The organism is Ralstonia sp. TCR112, from assembly GCF_007997035.1.
Lineage (GTDB): Bacteria > Pseudomonadota > Gammaproteobacteria > Burkholderiales > Burkholderiaceae > Ralstonia > Ralstonia edaphi.
Map to the genome: position 1 here is coordinate 92,759 of NZ_VOSS01000003.1, position 22,366 is coordinate 115,124.

General features: G+C 64.1%; 20 protein-coding genes, 1 tRNA gene and 1 pseudogene. 9 read left to right on the forward strand and 13 right to left on the reverse strand.

Annotated elements, in window-relative coordinates:
- Window positions 1-79 precede the first annotated feature (79 nt).
- Both rbfA and truB read left to right on the forward strand, forming a co-directional pair.
- Window positions 80-451: a 30S ribosome-binding factor RbfA gene (rbfA, locus tag FUT88_RS01580; protein WP_004626422.1), complete on the forward strand. Its 372-nt coding sequence runs from the start codon at window positions 80-82 to the stop codon at window positions 449-451.
- Window positions 452-453: 2 nt separating this feature from the next.
- The gene (truB, locus tag FUT88_RS01585; protein ID WP_147213536.1) at window positions 454-1,410 is read left to right on the forward strand and encodes a tRNA pseudouridine(55) synthase TruB; all 957 of its coding nucleotides are present in this window, start codon (window positions 454-456) and stop codon (window positions 1,408-1,410) included.
- A 66-nt stretch (window positions 1,411-1,476) separates the two neighbouring features.
- Here the strand turns inward: truB and FUT88_RS01590 are convergent, their stop codons facing one another.
- From FUT88_RS01590 to FUT88_RS01605, 4 genes are all read right to left on the reverse strand, one after another.
- Window positions 1,477-3,033, reverse strand: coding sequence for a DHA2 family efflux MFS transporter permease subunit (locus FUT88_RS01590; RefSeq protein WP_147213537.1), 1,557 nt, complete (start codon window positions 3,031-3,033; stop codon window positions 1,477-1,479).
- A gap of 3 nt (window positions 3,034-3,036) precedes the next feature.
- Window positions 3,037-4,326, reverse strand: coding sequence for an HlyD family secretion protein (locus tag FUT88_RS01595; protein ID WP_147213538.1), 1,290 nt, complete (start codon window positions 4,324-4,326; stop codon window positions 3,037-3,039).
- 56 nt (window positions 4,327-4,382) lie between these two features.
- Window positions 4,383-5,912 (reverse strand): AdeC/AdeK/OprM family multidrug efflux complex outer membrane factor, encoded by a 1,530-nt coding sequence (locus FUT88_RS01600; protein WP_147213539.1) that lies wholly within the window; start codon window positions 5,910-5,912, stop codon window positions 4,383-4,385.
- 69 nt (window positions 5,913-5,981) lie between these two features.
- Window positions 5,982-6,431, reverse strand: a complete 450-nt coding sequence (locus FUT88_RS01605; RefSeq protein WP_027677571.1) for a MarR family winged helix-turn-helix transcriptional regulator — start codon at window positions 6,429-6,431, stop codon at window positions 5,982-5,984.
- A gap of 319 nt (window positions 6,432-6,750) precedes the next feature.
- Between FUT88_RS01605 and typA the strand changes: the two genes are divergently transcribed.
- Window positions 6,751-8,571, forward strand: a complete 1,821-nt coding sequence (typA, locus tag FUT88_RS01610) for a translational GTPase TypA (protein WP_027677570.1) — start codon at window positions 6,751-6,753, stop codon at window positions 8,569-8,571.
- Between the two features lie 73 nt (window positions 8,572-8,644).
- On the opposite strand, the gene metC is transcribed toward typA, so the two are convergent.
- The 7 genes from metC to FUT88_RS01645 all read right to left on the reverse strand — a co-directional run bounded on the left by metC (window position 8,645) and on the right by FUT88_RS01645 (window position 15,234).
- Window positions 8,645-9,832: a cystathionine beta-lyase gene (gene metC, locus FUT88_RS01615; RefSeq protein ID WP_147213540.1), complete on the reverse strand. Its 1,188-nt coding sequence runs from the start codon at window positions 9,830-9,832 to the stop codon at window positions 8,645-8,647.
- 26 nt (window positions 9,833-9,858) lie between these two features.
- Window positions 9,859-11,448, reverse strand: coding sequence for a rhodanese-like domain-containing protein (locus tag FUT88_RS01620; protein ID WP_147213541.1), 1,590 nt, complete (start codon window positions 11,446-11,448; stop codon window positions 9,859-9,861).
- A 91-nt stretch (window positions 11,449-11,539) separates the two neighbouring features.
- The gene (locus FUT88_RS01625; protein WP_147213542.1) at window positions 11,540-12,133 is read right to left on the reverse strand and encodes a cysteine dioxygenase family protein; all 594 of its coding nucleotides are present in this window, start codon (window positions 12,131-12,133) and stop codon (window positions 11,540-11,542) included.
- 74 nt (window positions 12,134-12,207) lie between these two features.
- Entirely contained in the window at window positions 12,208-12,963 is a 756-nt protein-coding gene (locus FUT88_RS01630; RefSeq protein WP_147213543.1) for an amino acid ABC transporter ATP-binding protein, read from the reverse strand.
- A 28-nt stretch (window positions 12,964-12,991) separates the two neighbouring features.
- The gene (locus FUT88_RS01635; RefSeq protein WP_147213544.1) at window positions 12,992-13,684 is read right to left on the reverse strand and encodes an amino acid ABC transporter permease; all 693 of its coding nucleotides are present in this window, start codon (window positions 13,682-13,684) and stop codon (window positions 12,992-12,994) included.
- 4 nt (window positions 13,685-13,688) lie between these two features.
- Window positions 13,689-14,381 carry an amino acid ABC transporter permease gene (locus FUT88_RS01640; protein ID WP_147213545.1) on the reverse strand — a complete coding sequence of 231 codons (693 nt, stop codon included), beginning with the start codon at window positions 14,379-14,381 and terminating at the stop codon, window positions 13,689-13,691.
- Window positions 14,382-14,397: 16 nt separating this feature from the next.
- Window positions 14,398-15,234, reverse strand: coding sequence for a transporter substrate-binding domain-containing protein (locus tag FUT88_RS01645; RefSeq protein ID WP_147213546.1), 837 nt, complete (start codon window positions 15,232-15,234; stop codon window positions 14,398-14,400).
- A 187-nt stretch (window positions 15,235-15,421) separates the two neighbouring features.
- On the opposite strand from FUT88_RS01645, the gene FUT88_RS01650 reads away from it, so the two are divergent.
- On the forward strand, window positions 15,422-16,291 hold the full coding sequence (locus tag FUT88_RS01650) for a LysR substrate-binding domain-containing protein (RefSeq protein ID WP_027677563.1): 870 nt from the start codon (window positions 15,422-15,424) through the stop codon (window positions 16,289-16,291).
- Here the strand turns inward: FUT88_RS01650 and FUT88_RS01655 are convergent.
- Window positions 16,284-17,189, reverse strand: coding sequence for a sterol desaturase family protein (locus FUT88_RS01655; RefSeq protein ID WP_147213547.1), 906 nt, complete (start codon window positions 17,187-17,189; stop codon window positions 16,284-16,286). The genes FUT88_RS01650 and FUT88_RS01655 overlap by 8 nt on opposite strands.
- A gap of 146 nt (window positions 17,190-17,335) precedes the next feature.
- On the opposite strand from FUT88_RS01655, the gene FUT88_RS01660 reads away from it, so the two are divergent.
- The 3 genes from FUT88_RS01660 (at window position 17,336) to FUT88_RS01670 (ending at window position 19,687) form a co-directional block, all read left to right on the forward strand.
- On the forward strand, window positions 17,336-18,445 hold the full coding sequence (locus FUT88_RS01660; protein ID WP_147213548.1) for an enoyl-CoA hydratase/isomerase family protein: 1,110 nt from the start codon (window positions 17,336-17,338) through the stop codon (window positions 18,443-18,445).
- 43 nt (window positions 18,446-18,488) lie between these two features.
- Window positions 18,489-19,523: a tRNA dihydrouridine(20/20a) synthase DusA gene (gene dusA / locus FUT88_RS01665; RefSeq protein WP_147213549.1), complete on the forward strand. Its 1,035-nt coding sequence runs from the start codon at window positions 18,489-18,491 to the stop codon at window positions 19,521-19,523.
- 88 nt (window positions 19,524-19,611) lie between these two features.
- Window positions 19,612-19,687, forward strand: a tRNA-His gene (locus FUT88_RS01670).
- Between the two features lie 55 nt (window positions 19,688-19,742).
- On the opposite strand, the gene FUT88_RS01675 is transcribed toward FUT88_RS01670, so the two are convergent.
- Window positions 19,743-20,135, reverse strand: a complete 393-nt coding sequence (locus tag FUT88_RS01675; protein WP_027677559.1) for a DUF4440 domain-containing protein — start codon at window positions 20,133-20,135, stop codon at window positions 19,743-19,745.
- Between the two features lie 132 nt (window positions 20,136-20,267).
- On the opposite strand from FUT88_RS01675, the pseudogene FUT88_RS01680 reads away from it, so the two are divergent.
- Together FUT88_RS01680 and FUT88_RS01685 are read left to right on the forward strand one after the other, a co-directional pair.
- Window positions 20,268-21,997, forward strand: a pseudogene (locus FUT88_RS01680) (dipeptidase).
- A 16-nt stretch (window positions 21,998-22,013) separates the two neighbouring features.
- Window positions 22,014-22,325, forward strand: a complete 312-nt coding sequence (locus tag FUT88_RS01685; RefSeq protein WP_147213550.1) for a cupin domain-containing protein — start codon at window positions 22,014-22,016, stop codon at window positions 22,323-22,325.
- Window positions 22,326-22,366: the final 41 nt, after the last annotated feature.

Below are 22,366 nucleotides of genomic sequence, written 5' to 3' on the forward strand. Positions count from 1 at the left end.
CCCGGGCGCGTCCCGCGCCACCGTTTTGTCTTTTGGGGCCGGCCGCGCGCGCTGGCGGCGCCCATGCGAGGAACATACTATGCCGAAGAAATCGGGATCGGCCGCTGGCCGCAACGTGCGCATTGCCGACCAGATCCAGCGTGATCTGGCCGAATTGATCCAGCGCGAAATCAAGAACCCGGCAATGGGTCTGGTGACGCTGCAATCTGTCACGCTCACGCCGGACTACGCGCACGCCAAGATCTATTTCACGGTGCTCGGTGCCGAACCGGAAGTCGCCGGCGCCATCCTGAACGAGAAGGCGGGCTACCTGCATTCGCTGCTGTTCAAGCGCCTGCATATCCATACCGTACCGACTCTGCATTTCCACTTTGACGGTTCGGTCGAGCGCGGTATCGAGATGTCGCGACTGATCGACGAGGCCAACGCCACGCGCGCCAAAGACGACTGAAGATGGCTGAGCAACATGCGCCCAAGCCACAGAAGCCGCCGCGTCGCAACGTGCACGGTGTGTTGCTGCTGGACAAGCCGATCGGTTGGTCGAGCAACGATGCGCTGATCCGTGCCAAGCGCCTGCTGTGGGCCAAGAAGGCGGGGCATACCGGTACGCTCGATCCGCTTGCCACGGGGTTGCTGCCACTGTGCTTTGGTGAAGCGACCAAGTTTTCGCAGGATTTGCTGGATGCGGACAAGACGTACGAGACCGTCGTGCGCCTCGGTATCAAGACGAGCACTGCGGATGCGGAAGGCGAGTTGCTGAGTGAGCGCCCGGTATCCGTCACGCCGGAGCAACTGCAGGCCGTCATCGCGCGCTTTGTCGGCGAAATCGATCAGGTGCCGCCGATGCACTCTGCGTTGAAGAAGGACGGCAAGCCGTTGTACGAATACGCGCGCGCGGGGCAGACTGTGGAACGCGCTGCGCGGCGGGTCACGATTCACGCGATCGATGTGCTGGCCACGGATCTGGAGTCGGCCGAGCCGACCATCACGTTGCGTGTGTCCTGCAGCAAGGGCACGTACATCCGCACGTTGGGCGAAGACATTGGCGAGGCGCTGGGCTGCGGCGGGCATCTGGTCGCACTGCGTCGTACCCAGGTGGGCAATTTGACGCTGGACGGCGCGGTGACACTCGAAGCATTCGATGCTGCTGCTGAAGATGCACGCGGTGCATTGCTCGCGCCCGTCGATGCGCTATTGCAGACGTTGCCGCGCGTGGAGTTGGATGCAGAGGAGAGCCGCCGTTTCTTGCATGGCCAGCGCTTGCCGTTGCGACTGGCGTTGCCGAATGCGGATCATGTGCGCGTCTACGGCTTGCGTGACGCGATTGCCGCGGATGCCGGTGCGTCGCTGCTCGGTGTGGCTGCCTGGCAAGACGGTGTATTGCGACCGGAACGGCTCGTCCATCTTTAAGTCGGACGACTGACCAAAAAAAAGCCACGCAGCTACGCGTGGCTTTTTTGTTTGCGCGATATTGGATCAGTGCGCGCCGGCTGCGGCTTCGGCGCCTCCGGCTGACTTCGCCGGCTTTGTCAGCCAGATGAAGACGATCAGCACGATAAACAGCACGGCCGAAATCCAAAAGATGTCGTTGGCCCCAAGCATGGCGGCCTGCTGCGAAATCACGCGTTCAATCGCGCCGTTGGCTTGCAGGTTTGGCATGCCCAGCTGCGTGTACTGGTTGATCGAGGACGCATACGCCGGGTTGTAAGGATTCACGTGTTCGACCAGTTGCGCGTGGTGCAGGGCAGAGCGGTTGTCCCACACCGTGGTCGAGATCGAGGCGCCGATGCCGCCGAACATGATCCGGACGAAGTTCGACAGCCCCGATGCCGCCGGAATCCGCTCGGGCGACAGGCCCGACAGGATGATCGACGTGAGCGGGATGAAGAACATCGCCATGGCAGCGCCCTGGATCAGCGTCGGGATCATCAGCGTCCACGTATCGACCTGCACGGTAAAGCGCGAGCGCATCCAGAACACCAGCGCGAAGGTAATGAACGCTGTCGTCGCCACCCAGCGTGCGTCCATCTTCGGCAGGTTCTTGCCGATCACGGGCGACAGGATGATGGCGAAGATGCCCACCGGCGCCATGATCAGGCCCGCATCGGTAGCGGTGTAGCCAACGATGGTCTGCAGCCACAGTGGCAGGATCACGAGGTTGCCGAAGAACAGGCCGTACGCCACCGAGATGGCGACGACGCCCGCGCTGAAGTTGCGCCCCTTGAACAGCGTCAGGTCCACCACGGGGTGATCTTCGGTCAGTTCCCACACCAGGAAGAATGCGAAGCCCACGATGGCAATGACCGTCAGCACCACGACCTCGGTCGAGTTGAACCAGTCGAGCTCCTTGCCGCGGTCGAGCATCAACTGCAGCGAGCCGACCCACACGATCAACAGCGCCAGGCCGATCTTGTCGATCGGTAGCGAGCGCGTCGGCGATTCACGGTCCTTGTAGATGACCCACGTCGCGTAGGCGGCCAGGATGCCCACCGGGATGTTGATGTAGAAGATCCAGGGCCAGCTCATGTTGTCGGAAATCCAGCCGCCGAAGATCGGCCCCATGATCGGCGCGACCAGCGTGGTCATCCCCCATAGTGCCAACGCCATTGAGCTTTTGGCGGGCGGATAGGTCGACAGCAGCAACGATTGCGACAGCGGAATCATGGGTCCCGCCACGGCGCCCTGGATGATCCGGGCGGCGATCAGCATGCCCATATTGGGCGCCAGCCCGCACGCCCATGACGACAGGACGAACAGCATGATGGACGTGACGAACAGGCGCACTTGTCCGAAACGCTGCGTCAACCACCCCGTCAGCGGCACCGAGATGGCGTTGGCCACCGCAAACGAGGTGATGACCCACGTGCCCTGGTTTGGGGCCACGCCCAGGTCGCCCGAAATTGCCGGGATCGAGACGTTGGCGATGGACGAATCCAGCACGTTCATGAAGGTGGCCAGCGACAGCGCCACCGTACCGATCGCCAGTTTGGCGCCGGTCAGCGGCGGTAGCGGCTTGGGCGCGGCAGTTGCCATGCGTCAGACCTTGGGTGCGGGTTGTGAATTGCGCGGAGCCGATGCGGCCGGCACGTTGGCAGCCGCTGGTGCCGTGGCACCGCCGCGTCCGGCATTGGCGCTGATGATGCTGGCGATGACCTGATCTGCATCCTTGCCGGCCTGGTCGTACACCGTCGTTTGCAGCGGCGACGCCGTCGGCGCGGTAGCCAGACTCTGACCACCTTCGTTATGGATGTCGACCTTGGCTTCCATCGACAGGCCCACGCGCAGCGGATGGTCCTTCAATTCCTTCGGATCGAGCGACACGCGCACCGGCAAGCGTTGCACGACCTTGATCCAGTTGCCGGTGGCGTTCTGTGCCGGCAGCAGCGAGAACGCCGAGCCCGTACCCGCCGAGAAACCGACCACCTTGCCGTGGTACGTCACGCTGCTGCCATACACGTCAGCCACCAGTTCAACCGGCTGGCCGACGCGCATGTGGCGCACTTGGACTTCCTTGAAGTTGGCGTCCACCCAGAGCTGGTCCAGCGGCACGATTGCCATCAGCGGCGTGCCCGGGGCGACGCGCTGGCCGACCTGGACCGAACGCTTGGCCACATAGCCCGTGACCGATGCCGGCAAACTGGTACGTGCATAGGCGAGATAAGCCTCGCGGACCTTGGCGGCGGCTTGCAACACGTTCGGGTGACGCTCCAGCGTGGTCTGCTCGGTCAGCACGCGGTTGCCCTGCAGTTGTTCCTTGGCGGCTTCCAATGCGGACTGCGCAGCCTGCACAGCGGTCTGTGCGTGCGAGATTTCTTCCTGCGACACGGCGCCCGTACCGGCGATCTGCTTGCGGCGTGCCAGGTCGTCCTTCGCTTTGGCGAGATCGCTCTCACGCATGGCCAGTGTGGCGGTGTACGCGCTGGTGTTCGAGTACAGCGTGCGCACCTGGCGCACCGTCTGCGCGAGCGCGGCTTCTGCCTGCTCCAGCGCAACGCGTGCGTCGGCACGGTCCAGTTCGATCACGGGCTGGCCGGAGGTGACAAGCTGCGTGTCGTCGGCGCGGATGGCCACCACGGTGCCCGCCACTTGCGGGGTTACCTGAACCACGTTGCCTTGCACGTAGGCATCGTCGGTCGACTCGAACCAGCGGCCGTACAGGCCCCAGTAGAGGCCGTAGCCGACGCCGGCAACCACCAGTGCGGCGGCCAGCGTGGTCAGCATGCGCTTGCGCTTTCCGTTGGCATTGCCGTTACCGGTGGGCGTTGCCGCAGGGGCTGCGGGGGCGGGAGCAGCGGACGGAGCGGCTTGGGGCTTGTTGTCACTCATGATGTTGGCTCGAAAGAATGCGTTGGAACGGTCGGTTCAGTTCAATTCAGTACAGGTCAGCCATGCGATGCGGCAGTCTCGGGCTTGGCGCCCGGCAGGTCTTCTGCCGTGTAGCCGCCGCCGAGGGCCTTGATGAGGGCCATCTGCGCGTCAAGTCGGCGTGCCTGCAGATCGGTCGCGAGCTTGCGTTGCTGCAGCACGGTGGTCTCCGCATTCAGCACGACCAGCTGGGTGCCGAGACCGGCGCTGTAGCGCGTGCGGGCAAGGCTGTAGGCGCGCTCGGCTTCGCTCAAGGCGTTGCGCTGGATCGTGATCTGCGAATCGATGCTGTGCAGCGTGGTGATCTGGTCAGCGGTGTCGTGCAGCGCCTCGGTCAGCGTCTGGTTGTAGCTCGCGACAGCAGCGTCATAGTTCGCGTACTTGCCGCGCAGATTGGCGCGCAGCTTGCCGCCCTGGAAGATCGGCAACTTGAGCGCCGGGCCGATACCGAGCTGACGCGATGCGCCCAGCAGCAGGTTTTCCGGAGCAATCGAAGCGAGCCCGAGGAATGCCGTCAGGCTGATGTCCGGCAGGAACTGCGCCTTGGCCACGTCGATATCCTTCGACGCGGCTTCCACGCGCCAGCGCGCGGCCACGAGATCTGGCCGCCGGCCGATCAGGTCGATGGTCAGATTGTTCGGCAGCTTGGGCGTGGCTTGTGCGAGCAGCGTGGGGCGCGCAATCGCCAGGCCGCGGTCCGGGCCTTTGCCCAGCAGTGCGGCCAGCTGGTTGCGGGCGAGCGTAATTTGCTCGTCCACCTGCTCGAGTTCCGTTTGCGCCGCGGCGACGTTGGCGCGCGCCTGCGTCGTTTCGACTTGCGTATCGAGGCCGGCACGCAAGCGTTGGCCTGCCAGGTTCGTCAAGTCCTTGCGTTGCGCGATCGCACGTTCAGCCACGTCGCGCTGCGCGTAGAGCGCGGCCAGCTTGGCGTAGGTGCGTGCCACCGTGGTCGACAGAATCAGTCGCGAAGCCTGGCTCTCCGCTTCCATTGCTTTGTCGTCAGACAGCGCAGCTTCCAGCGCGGAGCGATTCTTGCCCCAGAAATCCAGGTCGTAGCTCACGCCGAGCTGGATCTTCGATTCTGTAAACCAGCGGCCAGCGAGCGGCGTGCCTTCAAACATGTCGTATTCCGACAGGCGCTGACGCGTCATGTCGGCATCGAGCCCGACGCTCGGATACAGATTGCCGCGCACCACATCGGCCATCGCACGCGAAGCGCGAACGCGGGCAAAGGCGACCTGCAGGTTCGGGTTGTCCTTGATCGCCTCGTCCACCAGCGCGCGCAGTTGCGGATCGTTGAACTGGTCGACCCAATTCTGCGAAGGCCACTGACCACCTTGTGAAGGCAACGATTGCGCGCTCGCGAGCTGCCCGGGCGCGGTCAGCGTCTGCGTGCTGTGCGAATTGCCGAGGTTCGCGCAGCCGGCCAGCACAGCCAGCGTCACGGCGGAAAGCGCCACGCCCAGGCGCGCCGGCCATTGCGCGCGCGTGCTGCCGGCGCGGCTTTGGGGCGAAAGTGCCTGAGGGGCGGAGTTCAAGGCGTTCATGTTGTTTGATGTATCAAGCGATCGAGGAGGGCGTTCGGGGCGGCTGGTGCAATGTCGGATAGAGCGACGTCAGTGATCTGCGGGGCGCGCGCGATGGCCTTCCGTGGCGGCGCCGTTGCTGAGAATGCGCTTGAGAAGCTCGCGCAGCGTATCGACGTCAGCCGGTGTAAAGCCGGCAAAAAAGCGGTTCAGCACGTGCGTGTAGATGGCCGGCATCCGGTCGGCCAAGTCACGGCCGGCTTCGGTCACCTCCAAGTGCACGACGCGGCGGTCGGACTCGCTGCGCACGCGCTCGATCAGGCCGCGCTTTTCCATGCGGCTCAGCATGCGCGTGAGCGAGCCGATGTCGGTGTTCAGTTCGCGGCCGAGGTCAGTGGCGGTCTGGCAGCGGCCGTTGGCGAGCAGCACCAGGCAACTGGCCTGGGAGTGCGTCACGTCCATCGCAGCGACTTCCTGCTCGATCGCCATGGACAGCGCTGTCTTTGCGCGCCCGACGAGATAGCCAACGCTTTCACACATGCGGTAGTCCTCCACCCGGAAGAGCGTTCCGGCAGCAACTTCGGTGGTGGGTCTTGTTTGTTCGGACATCTTATGTTTGCACAATCATTGTCCGGACAAATATACGAATCGACGCACCAAACGGCAAGGTGCCGAACATGTGATTTCAGTTTTAGAAATAATTAGTGATCTTTGATCCACTCATGCAACGTCCCTTCATCGATTCGTCAAGGAGTGTCATCTCTTGCGCATCGCAGCATGCTAGAATGTCAGGTTATTCCGCGAGCTGAATTTGGGTGCTGTCCCGGGCTCGTGTCACGTCTTTTCGAGTTCACATCCCATGCGCGCGCTTCGCAACATCGCAATCATTGCCCACGTCGACCACGGCAAAACCACACTGGTCGACCAGCTCCTTCGCCAAGCCGGCACGTTCCGCGAGAACGAGCAGATCGCCGAGCGCGTGATGGATTCGAACGACATCGAAAAAGAACGCGGCATCACGATCCTGGCCAAGAACTGCGCGGTCGAATACAACGGCACGCACATCAACATCGTCGACACGCCGGGGCACGCCGACTTCGGCGGCGAAGTGGAGCGTGTGCTGTCGATGGTCGACGGCGTGCTGCTGCTGGTGGATGCCCAAGAAGGCCCGATGCCGCAGACGCGCTTTGTGACGCGCAAGGCGTTGGCCCTGGGTCTGAAGCCGATCGTCGTGGTCAACAAGGTGGATCGCCCGGGCGCACGTCCGGACTGGGTGATCAACGAGACCTTCGAACTGTTCGACAAGCTGGGCGCCACTGACGAGCAGCTCGACTTCCCCATCGTGTACGCCTCGGGCCTGAACGGCTACGCCGGCTTGACCGACGATGTGCGCAGCGGCGACATGAAGCCGCTGTTCGAGACCATTCTGGAGAAGGTGCCGCAGCGTGACGACGACCCGAACGGCCCGCTCCAGCTGCAGATCATCTCGCTCGACTATTCGAGCTACGTCGGCAAGATCGGCGTGGGCCGTATCACGCGTGGCCGCGTGCGTCCGCTGCAGGACGTGGTGGTCAAGTTCGGTCCGGAAGGCGCGCCGATCAAGGGCCGCATCAACCAGGTGCTGAAGTTCCGCGGCCTGGAGCGCGAGCTGGTGCAAGAAGCGGAAGCCGGCGACATCGTGCTGATCAACGGTATTGAAGAGCTGGGCATCGGCTGCACGGTGTGTGCGCCGGACGCCCAGGACGCGCTGCCGATGCTGAAGGTGGACGAGCCGACGCTGACGATGAACTTCTGCGTCAACACCTCGCCGCTGGCGGGCCGCGAAGGCAAATTCGTGACGAGCCGCCAGCTGCGCGACCGTCTGGACCGTGAGCTGAAGTCGAACGTGGCACTGCGCGTGAAGGACACCGGCGACGACACGGTTTTCGAAGTGTCGGGCCGTGGCGAACTGCACTTGACGATTCTGGTGGAAAACATGCGCCGTGAAGGCTACGAGCTGGCCGTGTCGCGCCCGCGCGTGGTGTTCAAGGAAATCGACGGCGTGAAATGCGAGCCGTTCGAACGCCTGACCGTGGACGTGGAAGACAGCCACCAGGGCGGCGTGATGGAAGAGCTGGGCCGCCGCAAGGGCGAACTGCTCGACATGGCGTCGGACGGCAAGGGCCGTACGCGTCTGGAATACCGCATTCCCGCCCGTGGCCTGATCGGCTTCCAGGGTGAATTCCTGACGCTGACGCGTGGCACGGGCCTGATCAGCCACATCTTCGACGACTACTCGCCGGTCAAGGAAGGCGACCTGGGCGAGCGTCACAACGGCGTGCTGATCTCGCAGGACGACGGCGCTGCCGTGGCCTACGCGCTGTGGAAGCTGCAGGATCGCGGTCGCATGTTCGTGTCGCCGGGCGACGCGCTGTACGAAGGCATGATCATCGGCATCCACAGCCGCGACAATGATCTGGTCGTCAACCCGATCAAGGGCAAGCAGCTGACCAACGTGCGCGCGTCGGGTACCGACGAAGCCGTGCGCCTGGTGCCGCCCATCCAGATGTCGCTGGAATACGCGGTGGAGTTCATCGCCGACGATGAGCTGGTGGAAGTCACGCCGAAGAGCATCCGCCTCCGCAAGCGCCACCTGAAGGAACACGAGCGCAAGCGCGCATCGCGTGAAGAAGCGGTCTGATCGCCAGTCGATCTGCCAAGAAGAACGCCCCGAGGTTTCGGGGCGTTTTTTTTGCTCGGCGATGACGCTCGCGTTATGCCTGAACGCGGGCGAAGGCTTGCGCCAGATCGTCGATCAGGTCTTGCGGGTCTTCCAGTCCGATGTGCAGGCGCACGATCGGGCCGGCGGCGGACCAAGCCGTGCAGGTGCGCGTGCCCGCCACGTTGCTGACAGTCGCCAGGCTCTCGAACCCACCCCAAGAGGCGCCGATGCCGAACAGCGTCAGCGCGTCGACAAAGCGCGCGGCGGCTTGCGGATCGGCTCGAGCGAATTCGAATGAGACCAGTCCGTTGGTGCCGGTGCAATCGCGTTGCCAGAGGGCGTGTCCGGGGTCCTCGGGAAGGGCGGGGCAGAAGACCCGCGCGACTTCCGGCCGTGCCACCAGCCAGCGTGCAATCTCCAGCGCGTGGCGTTCGTGCATGGCAAGGCGCGCCGCCAGCGTGCGGGTGCCGCGCAGCACGAGGTAGGCATCGTCAGGGCTGACCGCCACGCCCTGCGCGTCGCACATCGTGGCGAGGGTTTGCCAGCACGCTTGCGTGGTGGTGACTGTGCCCATCATCACATCGGAGTGTCCGCTGAGGTATTTGGTCGCCGCCATGATGGAAACGTCTGCGCCGAGCGTGAGCGGACGGTATTGGAGGCCCGAGCCCCACGTGTTGTCGGCGACGACGAGTGCTCCATGGCGATGCGCGATCTCAGCCAGCGCAGGCAGGTCGCACATCTCGTAGACGAGCGAGCCGGGGCATTCCACGTAGACGAGCCTGGTCGTCGGCCTGAGTTGCAGTGCGACATCGGTGCCGTCGGCGCGGAAGTACGTCACCTCCACGCCCCAGGGGCGCAGGAACGTATCGACGAAATGGCGCAGCGGCTGGTAGACGCAATCGGCAATCAATACATGATCGCCAGGGCGCGCGAACGCGAGGAACACCATGGAGATGGCAGCCAGCCCGGTCGGGAAAAGTCGCGTGCGATACCCGCCTTCGAGTTGCGCGACGACGTCTTCCAGCGCGAAGCCCGTCGGGTTGCCGCGCGCGCCGTAGGTGAACATGCGTACTGTGCTGCGGCGGCGGCGCGCGTCGTTCATGTCGTCCATCGAATCGAACAGCACGGTGGAGGCGCGCACGACGGGCGGGTTGACGGCCCGGCCGCCTTCAAACGCCGGCGAGGTGCCGCCTTTGACCAGGCGGGTGGCCAGTCGTGGCTCCGTTTTCTGCGATGACATGGTGTGTAGATCCTGTCGGTTGCGTGTCATGGCTGTACGGCAGCGGCGCCCACGCGGAAGGCGCCAAGTTCCTGCGCATCGAGCTGGGCGAGGAGGCCGGTTTCCCAGGCCAGGTATTGCCTGGCCGCAGCCTTGTTGCCGTCGTGCCGATCATGCACGAAGAAGAGATAGTCGATGCAATCGGCGTCGGGCGGTGCGCTGTCGGAACCTTCGGTGGCGTAGCCGGCGGCAGTCCACGCGGCAATGCCTCCGGCAAGCAGTTTGAGACGCGATGCGGCCTGCGGCGCGCGTGCGGCCCAATCTGCGGCGGCGAGCTGTGCGATGCGCGGGTCGTCGGCAATCAGGACGGTATCGCGGTCAGCGGCCAGGGCCGGCAGGCGCGGGCGAATGGCCCAAGTGGCGCCAGGCACATGGGCACGGCGGAAGGTCATGCTGGGACGCAAGTCGATGACGTGCACGGTGCCTGCCGCCAGCGCGCCGGCAAGTGCCTGCGCGCTGATCTCGGGCAACGGCTGCGGCAGCGCCGTTGCGGGCGCCGGCAGGCTCGCATTGCTGTTCAACCCGTCACGCAGCACATAGGCATCGTGGCCGAGTTGCCGCAGCCAGCTTGCAACGATTGGCGCGCGCACGCCGTCGGCATCGAACAGCACAAGGCGGGCATGGCGCACGCCGACGTACTGGTCGGTTGCCTGGATCAACTGGCCGCCCGGCGCATGCTGCGCACCCGGCAGGCTGCCCTTGGCGAATTCCTCCGGTGTGCGGACATCGCACAGGAAGAGGCTGTGCTCGCCTTCTGCGACCCAGCGTGCGAGCGTTGCCGCATCCACCTCGGGCACGGCAAAACGTGTGGCGAGTTGCTGGCTGGCGTCGCGCATGTCTTTGACGGTGGCCGGGGCAATGACATCGGGATAGCGCCGCGTGCTGCCGTGCTCCAGCGGCAGGTCTTCCAGATACCAGCCTTGCGTGCCGTTCTCCAGCGCCATCACCGGGTTCGGGATGCCGAGGTTGATCAGCGTCTGCGCGCCGATGATGCTGCGTGTGCGGCCCGCGCAATTGACGACGATCGGCGTGGTCGTGTCCGGCACAAGCTCGCGGATGCGCAGCCCAAGCTCGCCGTTCGGGCAGCAGATCGACGACGGGATCGTCATCTTCAGGTATTCGCTGACGGGGCGGCCATCGACGATGACGACGTCGTCGCCGCGTTCACGCATGGCCGCAAGTTCACGCGCGGTGACGCGCGGCGTGTGGTACGCCATCTCGACGAGTTCACCGAAGGTCTTGGACGGCACGTTGACGCCGGCAAACAGCGTGAAGCCTGCGTGCGACCAGCCTTGTGCGCCGCCTTGCAGCACGTGCACGTTGCTGTAGCCGATGGCGTTCAGGCGTTCGGCCGCGCGCTCGGCAACGCCGTCGTTGTCGTCATAAATGACCATGCGCACAGCGCGGCGAGGCGCAAGGCGCGGGGCGTCGATCTCAAGGCGGCTGTACGGCAGCGGGATGGCGTAGAAGAGGTGGGCTTCGCCGTACTGGCCGTGCTCGCGCACGTCGAACAGCGCGATCTCGGCGCCGTCGTGCAGCCACGCTTTCAGGGTCTTGGCGGTAACGAACGATGTCATATCGATGCGAAACGAATCAAAAGGGTGAACGACGCCCTCCGCGCACGCAGCGCGGATTGCAGGCAACGCGATTCGGGTTGTGGTTGGCCGGTTAGCGGCGCGTCTTCACGCCGATGCCCATGGTCTGATAGCGGCCGGTTTCGAGGTCGAACGTGATGCGCTCGGTCAGCGTTTCGAGCGCGCGTCCGTACATGTGCAGATGGCGGATCGGCGCCTCGCCCTTGATCTCGACGGCGTGGATGTCTTCGGCCGCCAGCGCGATGCCGGTGCCGGGCTCGACGACGACGGTGTCGGTCATTTCCAGCGTGCCGACACCGGGCGTGGCGCGGTCGTCGGTACGGCGGTAGACATAGTTGTATTCCGTGCCGTCCACCGCGGCGATGCAGGCCCACGTGGTGTGGTTGTGCGGCGTGATCTTCTTGCCGGGGCGCATGACGTTCAGGTACAGCGCGTAGGTCTGGTCGGCGTCTTCGTGGATCAGGTAGCGGGCGTGCAGCTCGCCGTCGGCAGGGGCCGGGAAATCGGTGTCTTGCCAGAACTCGGTGCGCGCGGCGAGGCCTTTGACCTGCTCGAGCACGTCGGCCAGCGCGGGCCGCGTTTCGTCTTCAGACGCGAGTGCGGCTTTCATGGCGGCAATGGCATCGATCACGGCCGCTTGGCGTTGTTGAGGAAGAGACGGGGACATGAATGGATTCTCCTGAGGGATTGGGGCGCCTTGCGTTGTATTTCGCGGCGTTGTTGTCGTTGTCGGTATCAGCGTCAGGCGACGAGTTCGGCAATGCGAGGTGCAGGTCGCAGGACGTCTTGCAGGAAGCGCTGTGCGCGAGCGTGCTTCGGGCGGCTGAAGAACTGGTCGGGCGGCGCGTCCTCCAGCAGCTGGCCGTGGTCCATGAACCAGACGCGGCTCGATACGTCGCGCGCGAAGCCCATCTCGTGGGTCACGATCATCATCGTGAGCCCGTCGCCGGCCAGCTCGCGCATCACGTGCAGCACCTCTTGCACCATCTCGGGATCGAGCGCGCTGGTCGGCTCGTCGAACAGCATGAGCGGCGGCTTCATCGCCAGCGCCCGCGCAATGGCCACGCGCTGCTGCTGGCCGCCCGACAGGTTGGCGGGCATCGCGTCGATCTTGTGGGCAAGGCCCACCTTGGCAAGCAGCGCCTCGGCCTGCGCCGTCGCTTCGTCGCGCGACAGACCGAGCACCTTGGTCGGCCCGAGAATCAGGTTCTGTCGCACCGAAAGGTTCTGGAACAGATTGAAGTTCTGGAACACGAAGCCGATGCGCGCCCGCAACTGGTTGACGCGCATATCGCGGGCATGGACATCGCGCCCCTCGAAACGGATGCATCCGCCCTGAATGGCCTCCAGCCGCGTGACCGTGCGGATCAACGTGGATTTGCCCGACCCCGAGGGGCCGCACACCACGACGACTTCACCGCGCGCGATGGTGGCGTGGATGCCTTTGAGCGCGTGGTAGTCGTCGTAGTACTTGTCGACGTTTTCAAATGCCAGCATGGGATGGGGTCTCCGGCAGGGTTTGTTCCTAGGCAAGCCCGGCGCGATGGCGGGCAATGCGGCGCTCCAGCTGTCCCGCAAATCGCGAGATGGCGAAGCACAAAACGAAGTAGAAGGCTGCCAGCACGAGAAACGTCTCCAGCGGCTTGGTCAGCGTGATGGTGTTGACCTGCGCGGCCGAGTACGTCAGCTCCGGCACGCCAATCACATAGGCGAGCGACGTTGCCTTGATGATCGACACGAACTGGTTGACGATCGACGGAAGCATGTTGGTCAGCGCTTGCGGCAGCTGCACGTAGCGCATGCTCTGCAGCCACGACAGGCCATTCGAGCGCGCGGCTTCCATCTGCCCGCGCGGCAGGCCTTCGAGCCCGGCGCGCACGATCTGCGAGAGGAATGCGCTTTCGTAGACGATGATTGCGCAGACGGCCGTGGTGAACGCCGACACCTCCTTGCCCACCAGCAGCGGCACTGCAAAGTACGCCCAGAAGATGATCATCAGCAGCGGAATGCCGCGTACCAGACGCGACCACACACCGGCAGTGCGACGCAGCCAGCGCCAAGGGCTCACGTGTGCCAGACCGATCAGCACCGCAATCGGGAACGACATCACCAAGCCCAGCACCGAGAGCACCAGCGTCACCGCAACGCCGCCGAGCGGTCCATTCGGCCACGACCCGACCAGGAACAACGCCAGATAGTCATGCAGGATTTCAAGCATGGCGTCAGACCCCCAGCGGCGTCGTTCGACGCTTGGCCACGCGTTCCGACAGTGCCATCAACGCGAGCGTGCCGAGCAGATACAGCAGCGTGGCGATGAGAAACACGTCGAAGGTGCGGAAGGTGAGGTTGTCGATCTGCCGGGTACGGTAAAGCAGTTCATGCACGCCGATTGCCATCGCCAGCGAGCTGTTCTTGAACAACAGCAATGCCTGGTTGAGCAGCGCGGGCAGCGCCACGCGAATTGCCTGCGGCAGGATCACGTAGCGCAGCGCCTGCAGATGCGTGAGCCCGATCGACCACGCCGCCTCCTGCTGCGTATGCGGAATCGCACGCAGGCCCGAACGCAGGTCTTCGGAGATGAACGCGCCGGAGTTCAGCGCCAAGGCAATCGCCGCAAAGAAGAATTCGGTATTGCCGGCGTTGATCCAGGCTTTGAGCGATTCCGGCAGCAGCTGCGGCACGCCGAAATACCACACCAGGATCTGCACCAGCATCGGCACGTTGCGGTGGTATTCCACAACCACGATGACGAACGCCTTGAACACGCGCACCGGCAGCGCTCGCAGCGTTGCCAGCGACACGCCGACGGCGATGGCCAGCAGGCCCGAGACGACAAACAGACGCAGCGTGGTCAGAATGCCGTCCCGCAAGAGGCGCAAATAGCCGTCTTCGAGCAGGAAGGAGAGATCGAACATGTCGGCCGCCCGGGGCTTACTGCGGCTTGATCGGTTCGACCTTGTAGTCGCGCCAGAACTTGTAGACCGACTTGGCGCCGAGCCACTTGTCGAAGCTCGTCTGCAGGCCGTTCGACTGGTCGTAATCCGCCAGCACCTTGTTGACGGCCGCCATGAGCGCAAGCTCGTTCTTGTTCATCACCACGCCCCAGCGCTCTTCATAAACCGGCGCGCTCAGCAGCCGATATTGCTGGCCGCCTTTCTGCGCCGCCTCGTTGGCAAAGCGCGCCAGCACGAGTTGCCCCGCCACCAGCCCATCAACCTTGCCTTGCTGCAACGCCAGATACGCCGACGAAATATCGTGGAATGTCAGCAGCCGCGAATCCGGCAGGCGCGTCACCGACACGGCTGCCGAGCTGGAACCTTCCGACGCGGCGATCTTCTTGTTGGCAAGCTGATCGAGCGTCTGGATGGGCGAGTCGGCCCGCACCAGCACACGGATCGGCGCAACGAAATACTGGTTGCTGAAATCGACCTGCGCGGCGCGCGCCGGCATCCACGCCACGGCAGCGGCCAGCACATCCACGCGATGCGTCTTCAGTTCGGGAATGCGGGCATCGGTCGACAGCGCACGGTGCTCCAGCTTGACGCCTAGGCCCTTGGCCAATGCGCTGCACACATCCACGTCAAAGCCGACGATCTGCCGCGTTGCGGCGTCGGGAAAGGCATACGGCTCGCTGGCGTTCTGGGTGCCGCAGACGAGCGTGCCGCGCGACTTGATGTCTGCCAGCGCGTCGGCATGCGCCACGCTCGCCACGCCCAGCGTGCCCAAGGCGAGGGTTGCCGCGGCTTGTGCCCATTTCCATACCCGCATGATGCTCCTCCTTTGTATGAAACCGATTCAGTGTCGGACCGCGATGCCCCTGCGGCTCGGGTGTCTGCCTGAACGTATTGTTCGTTCAGTGTTATTTGTGTTTCGGGCAGGTTATCGGCCAGAATCGCGCAGAACAATTTAATTTTTGGCGGGAAACGATTAGAAACTCCGAAGTATCGGGGCCGAGATGCGAAATCTGGACATCGATCTGCTGCGCACATTCGTGGCGATCGCACAGCACGAAACGTTTGCCGCGGCAGCGGCGCGGGTGGGGCGCACGCAGTCTGCGGTCACGCAGCAGATGCAGCGGCTGGAGGAGGAAATGGGCTGCGCGCTGTTCGAAAAACGCGGCCGCCACAAGACGATGACGCCCGATGGCGTGCGGCTCGTTGCCTATGCGCACAAGATCCTGGCGTTGAACGACCAGGCCGTGCAGGTCATCCAGACCGGTGGCCCGATCGAGAAAATCCGGATCGGCTCGCCGCACGATGTGGCCGATTCGATCCTGCCGAATCTGCTGCGTCGGCTGTCCAAGCTCTCGCCGGAATTGCAGATGGAAATCAACGTTGGCCGCAGCCCGTTCCTGATGGACGCGCTGCGCGACAAGACGCTCGATCTGGCGATCTCCACGCGCTATGACGATGCCTTTCCCGGCATCAAGCTGCGCACGTCGCCGATGGTGTGGATCTGCGCGGAAGACTTCATCTTCAATCCCGCCGCACCGGTGCCGCTGGTCATGGCCGACGAGCTGAGCCTGTTCCGCCAGCTGTCGATCGAATGCCTGGATGCGCACCACATTCCGTGGCGCACGAGTTATCTGTCGCCCACGCTGACGGGCATCAAGGCCGCGATCAGCGCGGGGCTGGGCGTGACGGCGCGCACGACCGAATTGCTCGACGCAAACATGCGCGTGCTGACAGAAGCCGATGGCCTGCCGCGCCTGCCCGAAGTGGCGTTTTATCTGTACGTGCAGCCGACGTGCACGAGCGCCGTGCTGCGCGATCTGTTCGATTCCACCGATCGCGTCGCCACCCGCTTCGGGCCGCCGTTCATGTGAGCGGCATCGCCTCGGCCGTGACTGCAGCGCGCGGGCTGCGCCACTCCGGCGGTTTCCACAGGTAGCGAATGTCCCGGTCGCGAAACACGTCGGCCCACATGTCGCGCCATTCGTGGAAGGTGAGGGTGATCGGGTTGTGTGTGTGGACCTGCCGCGTGATGCCGAAAACGGGGGCGTCCTCCTCCGGCACGAAGCTGCCGAACATGCGATCCCAGATGGTCAGCACGCCGGCGTAGTTGCGGTCGATGTACTGCGGATTCTTGGCGTGGTGCACGCGATGCACCGACGGCGTATTCACGTATTGCCCGAGCCACCGCCAGAAGCCCGCGTTGCGCGAATCCAGCGCCCCCAGCCGCGTATGGACGAAAAACTGGAACGCTAGGTTCAGGCCCACGGCCAGGATCACCCAGTCCGGCGTAAAGCCGATCCATGCAAGCGGAATCCAGAACAGCCACATGCCGGAAATCGGATAGGTCAGGCTCTGGCGGAATGCTGTCGAAAAATTCATGCCTTCCGACGAGTGGTGCGTCACATGCGAGGCCCACATCCAGCGCACGCGATGGCTGGCGCGGTGGAAGAAGTAGTACAGAAAATCCTGCAACAGCAGAAGCAGCACGAATGACCACCACGTTTCAGGCACCGCGCGCAGGCCGTGGCTGTACGTCCATGCGTACACCGTCTTGATCATCAGCCACAGGAAGAATGCATCCGACGCCTGGTGCATGAGCGCGAGGCAGGCGTTTGAAACGGTGTCCTTGAAGCTGTAGACGGACGGGTCGCGCTTGCGCCAGTACCACGCTTCGGCGCCGATGGTCAGCAGGAAAACCGGCGCGAAGGCCAGCAGAATCAGGCCGGGGTCGAAACTCGACGCGCCCGGGGCGGCGTTGGCAGGGGTCATTGGATTGTTGTGATGTGTGTTGTCTCCAACCGGCAGGTATACGCCCAACACCCGCGCCGCGAAAGGGGGCACGCTAGAGCCCTTCCTCGCTTCAATACGCGGTCGTGTACAGTGCGTGCCGTTATTCCCACAACAACATCCGAGACATGCAATCCACCGCTTCCCCCGCGCCCCAGGCTGAAGTTCAACCCAACGTGATCGCCGAAGTACGCGGCGGCATCGGCTGGCTGACGCTGAACCGGCCGCAGGCGCTGAACGCGCTGTCGCTGGAGATGATCCGCACGATGTCGCATGCGCTGCTGGCGTGGCAGCACGATCCGGAAGTCCACGCCGTCATCCTGCGTGGCGAGGGCGGCAAGGCCCTGTGTGCCGGCGGCGACATCCGCTTCTTCCACCGCGCCGCCACGGCCGGCGACCCGCAGCTCATCACCTTTTTCACCGAGGAATACCGCCTCAACCACCTCATCTTCAGCTATGCCAAGCCGTATATCGCGCTGATGGACGGCGTGGTGATGGGCGGTGGCATGGGCATCTCGCAAGGCGCATCGCTGCGCGTGGTGACCGAGCGCACGAAGATGGCCATGCCCGAAACCAACATCGGCCTGTTTCCGGATGTGGGCGGCGGCTGGTTCCTGGCGCGCGTGCCGGGCCATGTGGGCGAATACCTGGGGGTGACCGGGCAGATGATCGAAGCGGCGGACGCGCTGTCGGTTGGCCTCGCCGATTGCCACGTCACTACCGAGGCGCTGGCGGCCATCGTCCAGCGTCTGCGCGACGGCAACTGGAGCAGCGCCGAGCAGATCGCCGCGTGCTTTACCGAAGCCGCATCGGCGCCCGATGATGCCAAGGCCATCATCGCGCCGCACCGCGAGGCGATCGATGCCTGCTTCAGCCAGGGCAGCGTGCAAGGCATCTTCGCGGATCTGGCCGGCAGCACGGATGCCGAATGGGCCGCGCAGACCGCTGCGCACATGGCCAAGCGCTCGCCGTTGATGATGGCGGTGACGCTGGAGCTGATCCGCCGCGGCCGCCACACTACGCTGGCCGATGAGCTGCGCCGCGAACTCGACATGATGACGCACGTGTTTGCCGAAGGCGACGGTATCGAAGGCATTCGCGCGCTCGCCGTCGACAAGGACCATGCGCCCAAGTGGAAGCACGCCAGCATCGACGCCGTGCGCGAGGACGAAGTCGCCGCCTTCTTTGTTTCGCCTTGGCGCCGTGAGCAGCATCCGCTGCTGGGGCTGTCGGACTAGAACCGGTAAACTGCGCGCCTGGATGTTGAATCGTTGACTTGCTGTGACCGCTGAACGCCCCACGCCGAACCCCCGCCGCTTGTCGGTCGCGCCCATGATGGATTGGACTGACCGACATTGCCGGTTCTTCCATCGCCAGATCTCGCGCCACACGTGGCTCTACACGGAAATGGTGACCACCGGTGCGCTGCTGCACGGCGACGTGCCGCGTCACCTCGATTTCGACGAAGTCGAGCACCCCGTGGCGCTGCAACTGGGCGGCAGCGAACCTCATGATCTGGCTCAGGCCGCGCGCCTCGGCCAGCAGTGGGGCTACAAGGAAATCAACCTCAACTGCGGCTGCCCGTCGGAGCGCGTGCAGCGAGGGGCGTTTGGCGCGTGCCTGATGGCCGAGCCCAAGCTCGTCGCGCAGGGCGTCAAGGCGATGCGCGATGCGGTGTCGATTCCGGTCACGGTCAAGCACCGCATCGGCATCGACGCCATCGAGACCTACGATTTTGTGCGGGATTTCGTCGGCACCATCGCCGAGGCCGGCTGCGAGACATTCATCGTCCACGCGCGCAACGCCATCCTCAAAGGCCTGAGCCCGAAGGAAAACCGCGAGATTCCGCCGCTGCGCTACGAAGTCGTTTATCAGCTCAAGCGGGATTTCCCGCATCTGGAAATTCTGCTCAACGGCGGGGTGCAGACGCTGGAGCAGATCGATACGCATCTTGCGCACGTTGATGGCGTCATGATCGGCCGCGAGGCGTATCACCATCCGCATCTGATGGCCGCGTTCGATGCGCGGTACTACGGCGCAGGCACCGAGGCCGCCACGCGCGCCGAGGTGGAAGACGCGATGATCCGCTACGTCGGCCGCTGGGTTGAGCGCGGCGGCTACGCGGGGGCGGCGGTGCGGCACATGCTGGGGCTGTATCGCGGCGTGGCCGGGGCGCGTGGCTGGCGCCGCGTGCTGTCGGATTCCAAGGCGCTCGGCCGCGTGAAGACGTTGGCCGACGCGCATGCGTTGTTCGACGAAGCGCGGGCGCACCTGCGGCGCGGCGAAGAATCGAACGAGGAGGCGGTCGCAGCATAAATCGCACGACCCCCTAGGCACGCCGGAAGAATGTTTGTATAATCTCGTTTTTCGCCGAGCAGCTGTCAGTTTTGCTGTTCGTACGACGGTGGCTGTAGCTCAGTTGGTAGAGTCCCAGATTGTGATTCTGGTTGTCGTGGGTTCGAATCCCATCAGTCACCCCAAAGTTTCAGTAAAAAAGCCCGCTTTTGCGGGCTTTTTTGCATCTGTGCGCAATGTCTATGCGTCAGCGACCACCGTGCCTTGGTGGTACACAACCTTCCAGCCATCCGCCGTTCGCCGCCACAACGTCGCCCGCCGCGTTGTGCGGTTCGACTGCACCAGCGTGTACGTCAGCAGGTAGTTGTCCGGCGCGATCTCCTGGCAGCGGAAATCGCGCGTTTGCCAGAAATCCTCGCCGATATGGCCGTGCCGGGCATCGAGAACGCCGAGCACATAGCTGCGGCTGTAGCGTTGGCCTGACGCACCGGTTTCCCAGAAGTCTTCCGTGGTCATGCGCTCGAAGTCTTCGCGGCGCGTGCCGAACTCGGGGCGATGGAAGATGGGCTCGCGCCGGCGCAGTTCTTCGAGCACGTTCAGCAGACCAGGGGCGGTATCCAGAGACGGTTCCATGCGGCAGGCCTCCTTGGAAAGCTCCCAGCATACCGCGCAGTGGGCGTGGCTTAGCATTTTTCGCGCTGCACAATGCGTGGCTCGCGCTTCGCCCCTATGATGGCGCCTTCGCCCTTCCCGGAATCCACTTCGATGCAACGCACTGCCCGTATTGGCCTGTCTTCGCTGACGATCGCACTGTCGCTGGCTTGCGGCGCCGGCGCCTTTGCCGCCACGCTTCAGAAACCGCAACTCGACGCGCTGCTCGCCGCCGAACAATCCAAGGCATCGGCTGACCTGAACAGCTTTCTCACGGCAGCCGCGAAGGCCGATCCACAAGTCGCAGGCAGTGTCGCTGCGTATCAGAAGAAAGCCCCGCTTGCCGGCGATGACCTCGTCAATATCGGGCGCTGCTGGGTCTGTACAACCGCCTGCACAACCAGCAGGCCGTGATTGCGTCGATCGAGAAGATGGTCGCGCTGCCCACGGTGCGCGACGACAAGATCCCGCAGTACGAAAACCCCGCCATCGTCGCGTTTGGCAAGCTGGTCGAGGGCATGGCGCGAGACTTCGGCCTGAAATACCGCAACGTCGACAACCGCGTCTTTGAAGTCACGTTGCCAGGCACCGGCTCGGACGAATTCGGCATTCTGACCCACGCCGACGTTGTGCCCGCAAAGGCGGAGGAATGGGTGCTCGGCGACGGCACCAAGCTCGATCCGTTCAAGGTCACGCGTGTCGGCAATCTGCTGTACGGCCGCGGCACGATTGACGACAAGGGTTCGATCGCCGCCGCGATGTATGCCATGAAAACGGTCAAGGACAGCGGGGTGCCGCTCGCCCGCACGATCCGCCTGATGATCGAAACCACCGAAGAAACCGGCGGTGACGGCATGAAGTACTACCGCGAGCACACCCAATTGCCCGCGTACAACATCGTGCTCGACAGCAAGTATCCGGCCGTGGTGGCAGAGAAAGGCACGGGCGCATTGAAAGTCTTCTTCCCAGCGCAGGCTGGCGACGCTTCGCATACCGCCATCGTCGCGATGACGGGCGCGGCGTCGGCCAGTTCCATCCCACAAACGGCCACGGCCACGCTCAAGGGCGGGGATCTGGGCGTGGCCGCCGCCGCGCTGGAAGCCAAGCGCGACGCGTTTGTGAACAGCCTAGCGGCGCAAGGCAAGTTCTCAATCGACATCGCGCGCACGGCGGACAGCATCGTCGTGAAGGTGACCGGCACGTCGGCGCACGGCTCGCGTCCGGAAGAGGGCGTCAACCCGCTGCCGCGCCTGGCGCTGCTCCTGCGCGCAGCCGATCTTGGCCTGGCAGACAACGCCTACGCCCACGCCGTGCGGTATCTGACCGACGTTTACGGCACCGATTACCTCGGCAACACCATGGGCGTCGCCTACAAGGATGATTTCATGGGCCCGCTCACCATTTCGCCCACCGTGATCGGTGACAAGAATGGCCGCGTGGAGGTGACCGCCAACGTGCGCATGCCGCGCGGCAAAACGCCCGACGCCCTGCGCGGAGAGATCGCCGGCAAGATCAACGCATGGGCCAATGCCAACCATGTCGCCGTTGAGATCAACCACGATCAGGGCAACTGGATGGCGCGCGATCCGAAGGGCGCGTGGCTGTCCACGCTGCTCAACATCTACGGCGACACCACTGGCCTCGATGCCAAGCCCGTGCCGACGGCCGGGAGCACGACGGCCAAGCTGATGCCAAACGCCATCAACTTTGGCCCCGCCATGCCGGGCAAGAAGTACACCGCGCACAACGCCAACGAGTACAAGGAAGTGCCGGACCTCGACCTCGATATGCAGATGTTCACCGAGATGCTGGTGCGCATCGGCAATCTGCAGTCGATGCAGTAACCGTTGGAGGACGGCCATGAACATCATCCGCGCCAAGTCGTTCACTGCCGAGCGTGCCTGGGGTGCGCTCGATATTGCGAATATGAGCGGCATTACCACGCGCCTGCATTGGACGGACCAGCCTTATCGCTGGCACGTAAACGACGGCGAGGAGGTGTTCGTGGTGCTACACGGCACGGTCGACATGCATTACCGCGAAGCCGGTGAAGAGAAGGTCGCGACGCTGGAACCCGGCGACATTTTCTTCGCCGGTATCGGTTGCGAGCATGTGGCGCACCCGCGTGGCGAGGCACGGATTCTCGTCGTCGAGAAAGAGGGGAGCGTTTAGCCGCTCGCCGCCATGTTATGGCGAAAAAAAAGCCCGCGATG

Excerpts from the sequence above, each read along its gene's own strand:
- FUT88_RS01650 (WP_027677563.1), top strand. The coding sequence starts at position 15,422 with ATGCGAAATCTGGACATCGATCTGCTGCGCACATTCGTGGCGATCGCA.
- FUT88_RS01675 (WP_027677559.1), bottom strand. The coding sequence starts at position 20,135 with ATGGAACCGTCTCTGGATACCGCCCCTGGTCTGCTGAACGTGCTCGAA.
- FUT88_RS01655 (WP_147213547.1), bottom strand. The coding sequence starts at position 17,189 with ATGACCCCTGCCAACGCCGCCCCGGGCGCGTCGAGTTTCGACCCCGGC.
- FUT88_RS01640 (WP_147213545.1), bottom strand. The coding sequence starts at position 14,381 with ATGTTCGATCTCTCCTTCCTGCTCGAAGACGGCTATTTGCGCCTCTTG.
- FUT88_RS01685 (WP_147213550.1), top strand. The coding sequence starts at position 22,014 with ATGAACATCATCCGCGCCAAGTCGTTCACTGCCGAGCGTGCCTGGGGT.
- truB (WP_147213536.1), top strand. The coding sequence starts at position 454 with ATGGCTGAGCAACATGCGCCCAAGCCACAGAAGCCGCCGCGTCGCAAC.
- FUT88_RS01635 (WP_147213544.1), bottom strand. The coding sequence starts at position 13,684 with ATGCTTGAAATCCTGCATGACTATCTGGCGTTGTTCCTGGTCGGGTCG.
- typA (WP_027677570.1), top strand. The coding sequence starts at position 6,751 with ATGCGCGCGCTTCGCAACATCGCAATCATTGCCCACGTCGACCACGGC.
- FUT88_RS01660 (WP_147213548.1), top strand. The coding sequence starts at position 17,336 with ATGCAATCCACCGCTTCCCCCGCGCCCCAGGCTGAAGTTCAACCCAAC.
- FUT88_RS01595 (WP_147213538.1), bottom strand. The coding sequence starts at position 4,326 with ATGAGTGACAACAAGCCCCAAGCCGCTCCGTCCGCTGCTCCCGCCCCC.
- FUT88_RS01630 (WP_147213543.1), bottom strand. The coding sequence starts at position 12,963 with ATGCTGGCATTTGAAAACGTCGACAAGTACTACGACGACTACCACGCG.
- FUT88_RS01590 (WP_147213537.1), bottom strand. The coding sequence starts at position 3,033 with ATGGCAACTGCCGCGCCCAAGCCGCTACCGCCGCTGACCGGCGCCAAA.
- FUT88_RS01605 (WP_027677571.1), bottom strand. The coding sequence starts at position 6,431 with ATGTGTGAAAGCGTTGGCTATCTCGTCGGGCGCGCAAAGACAGCGCTG.
- FUT88_RS01645 (WP_147213546.1), bottom strand. The coding sequence starts at position 15,234 with ATGCGGGTATGGAAATGGGCACAAGCCGCGGCAACCCTCGCCTTGGGC.
- FUT88_RS01620 (WP_147213541.1), bottom strand. The coding sequence starts at position 11,448 with ATGACATCGTTCGTTACCGCCAAGACCCTGAAAGCGTGGCTGCACGAC.
- FUT88_RS01600 (WP_147213539.1), bottom strand. The coding sequence starts at position 5,912 with ATGAACGCCTTGAACTCCGCCCCTCAGGCACTTTCGCCCCAAAGCCGC.
- rbfA (WP_004626422.1), top strand. The coding sequence starts at position 80 with ATGCCGAAGAAATCGGGATCGGCCGCTGGCCGCAACGTGCGCATTGCC.
- metC (WP_147213540.1), bottom strand. The coding sequence starts at position 9,832 with ATGTCATCGCAGAAAACGGAGCCACGACTGGCCACCCGCCTGGTCAAA.
- FUT88_RS01625 (WP_147213542.1), bottom strand. The coding sequence starts at position 12,133 with ATGTCCCCGTCTCTTCCTCAACAACGCCAAGCGGCCGTGATCGATGCC.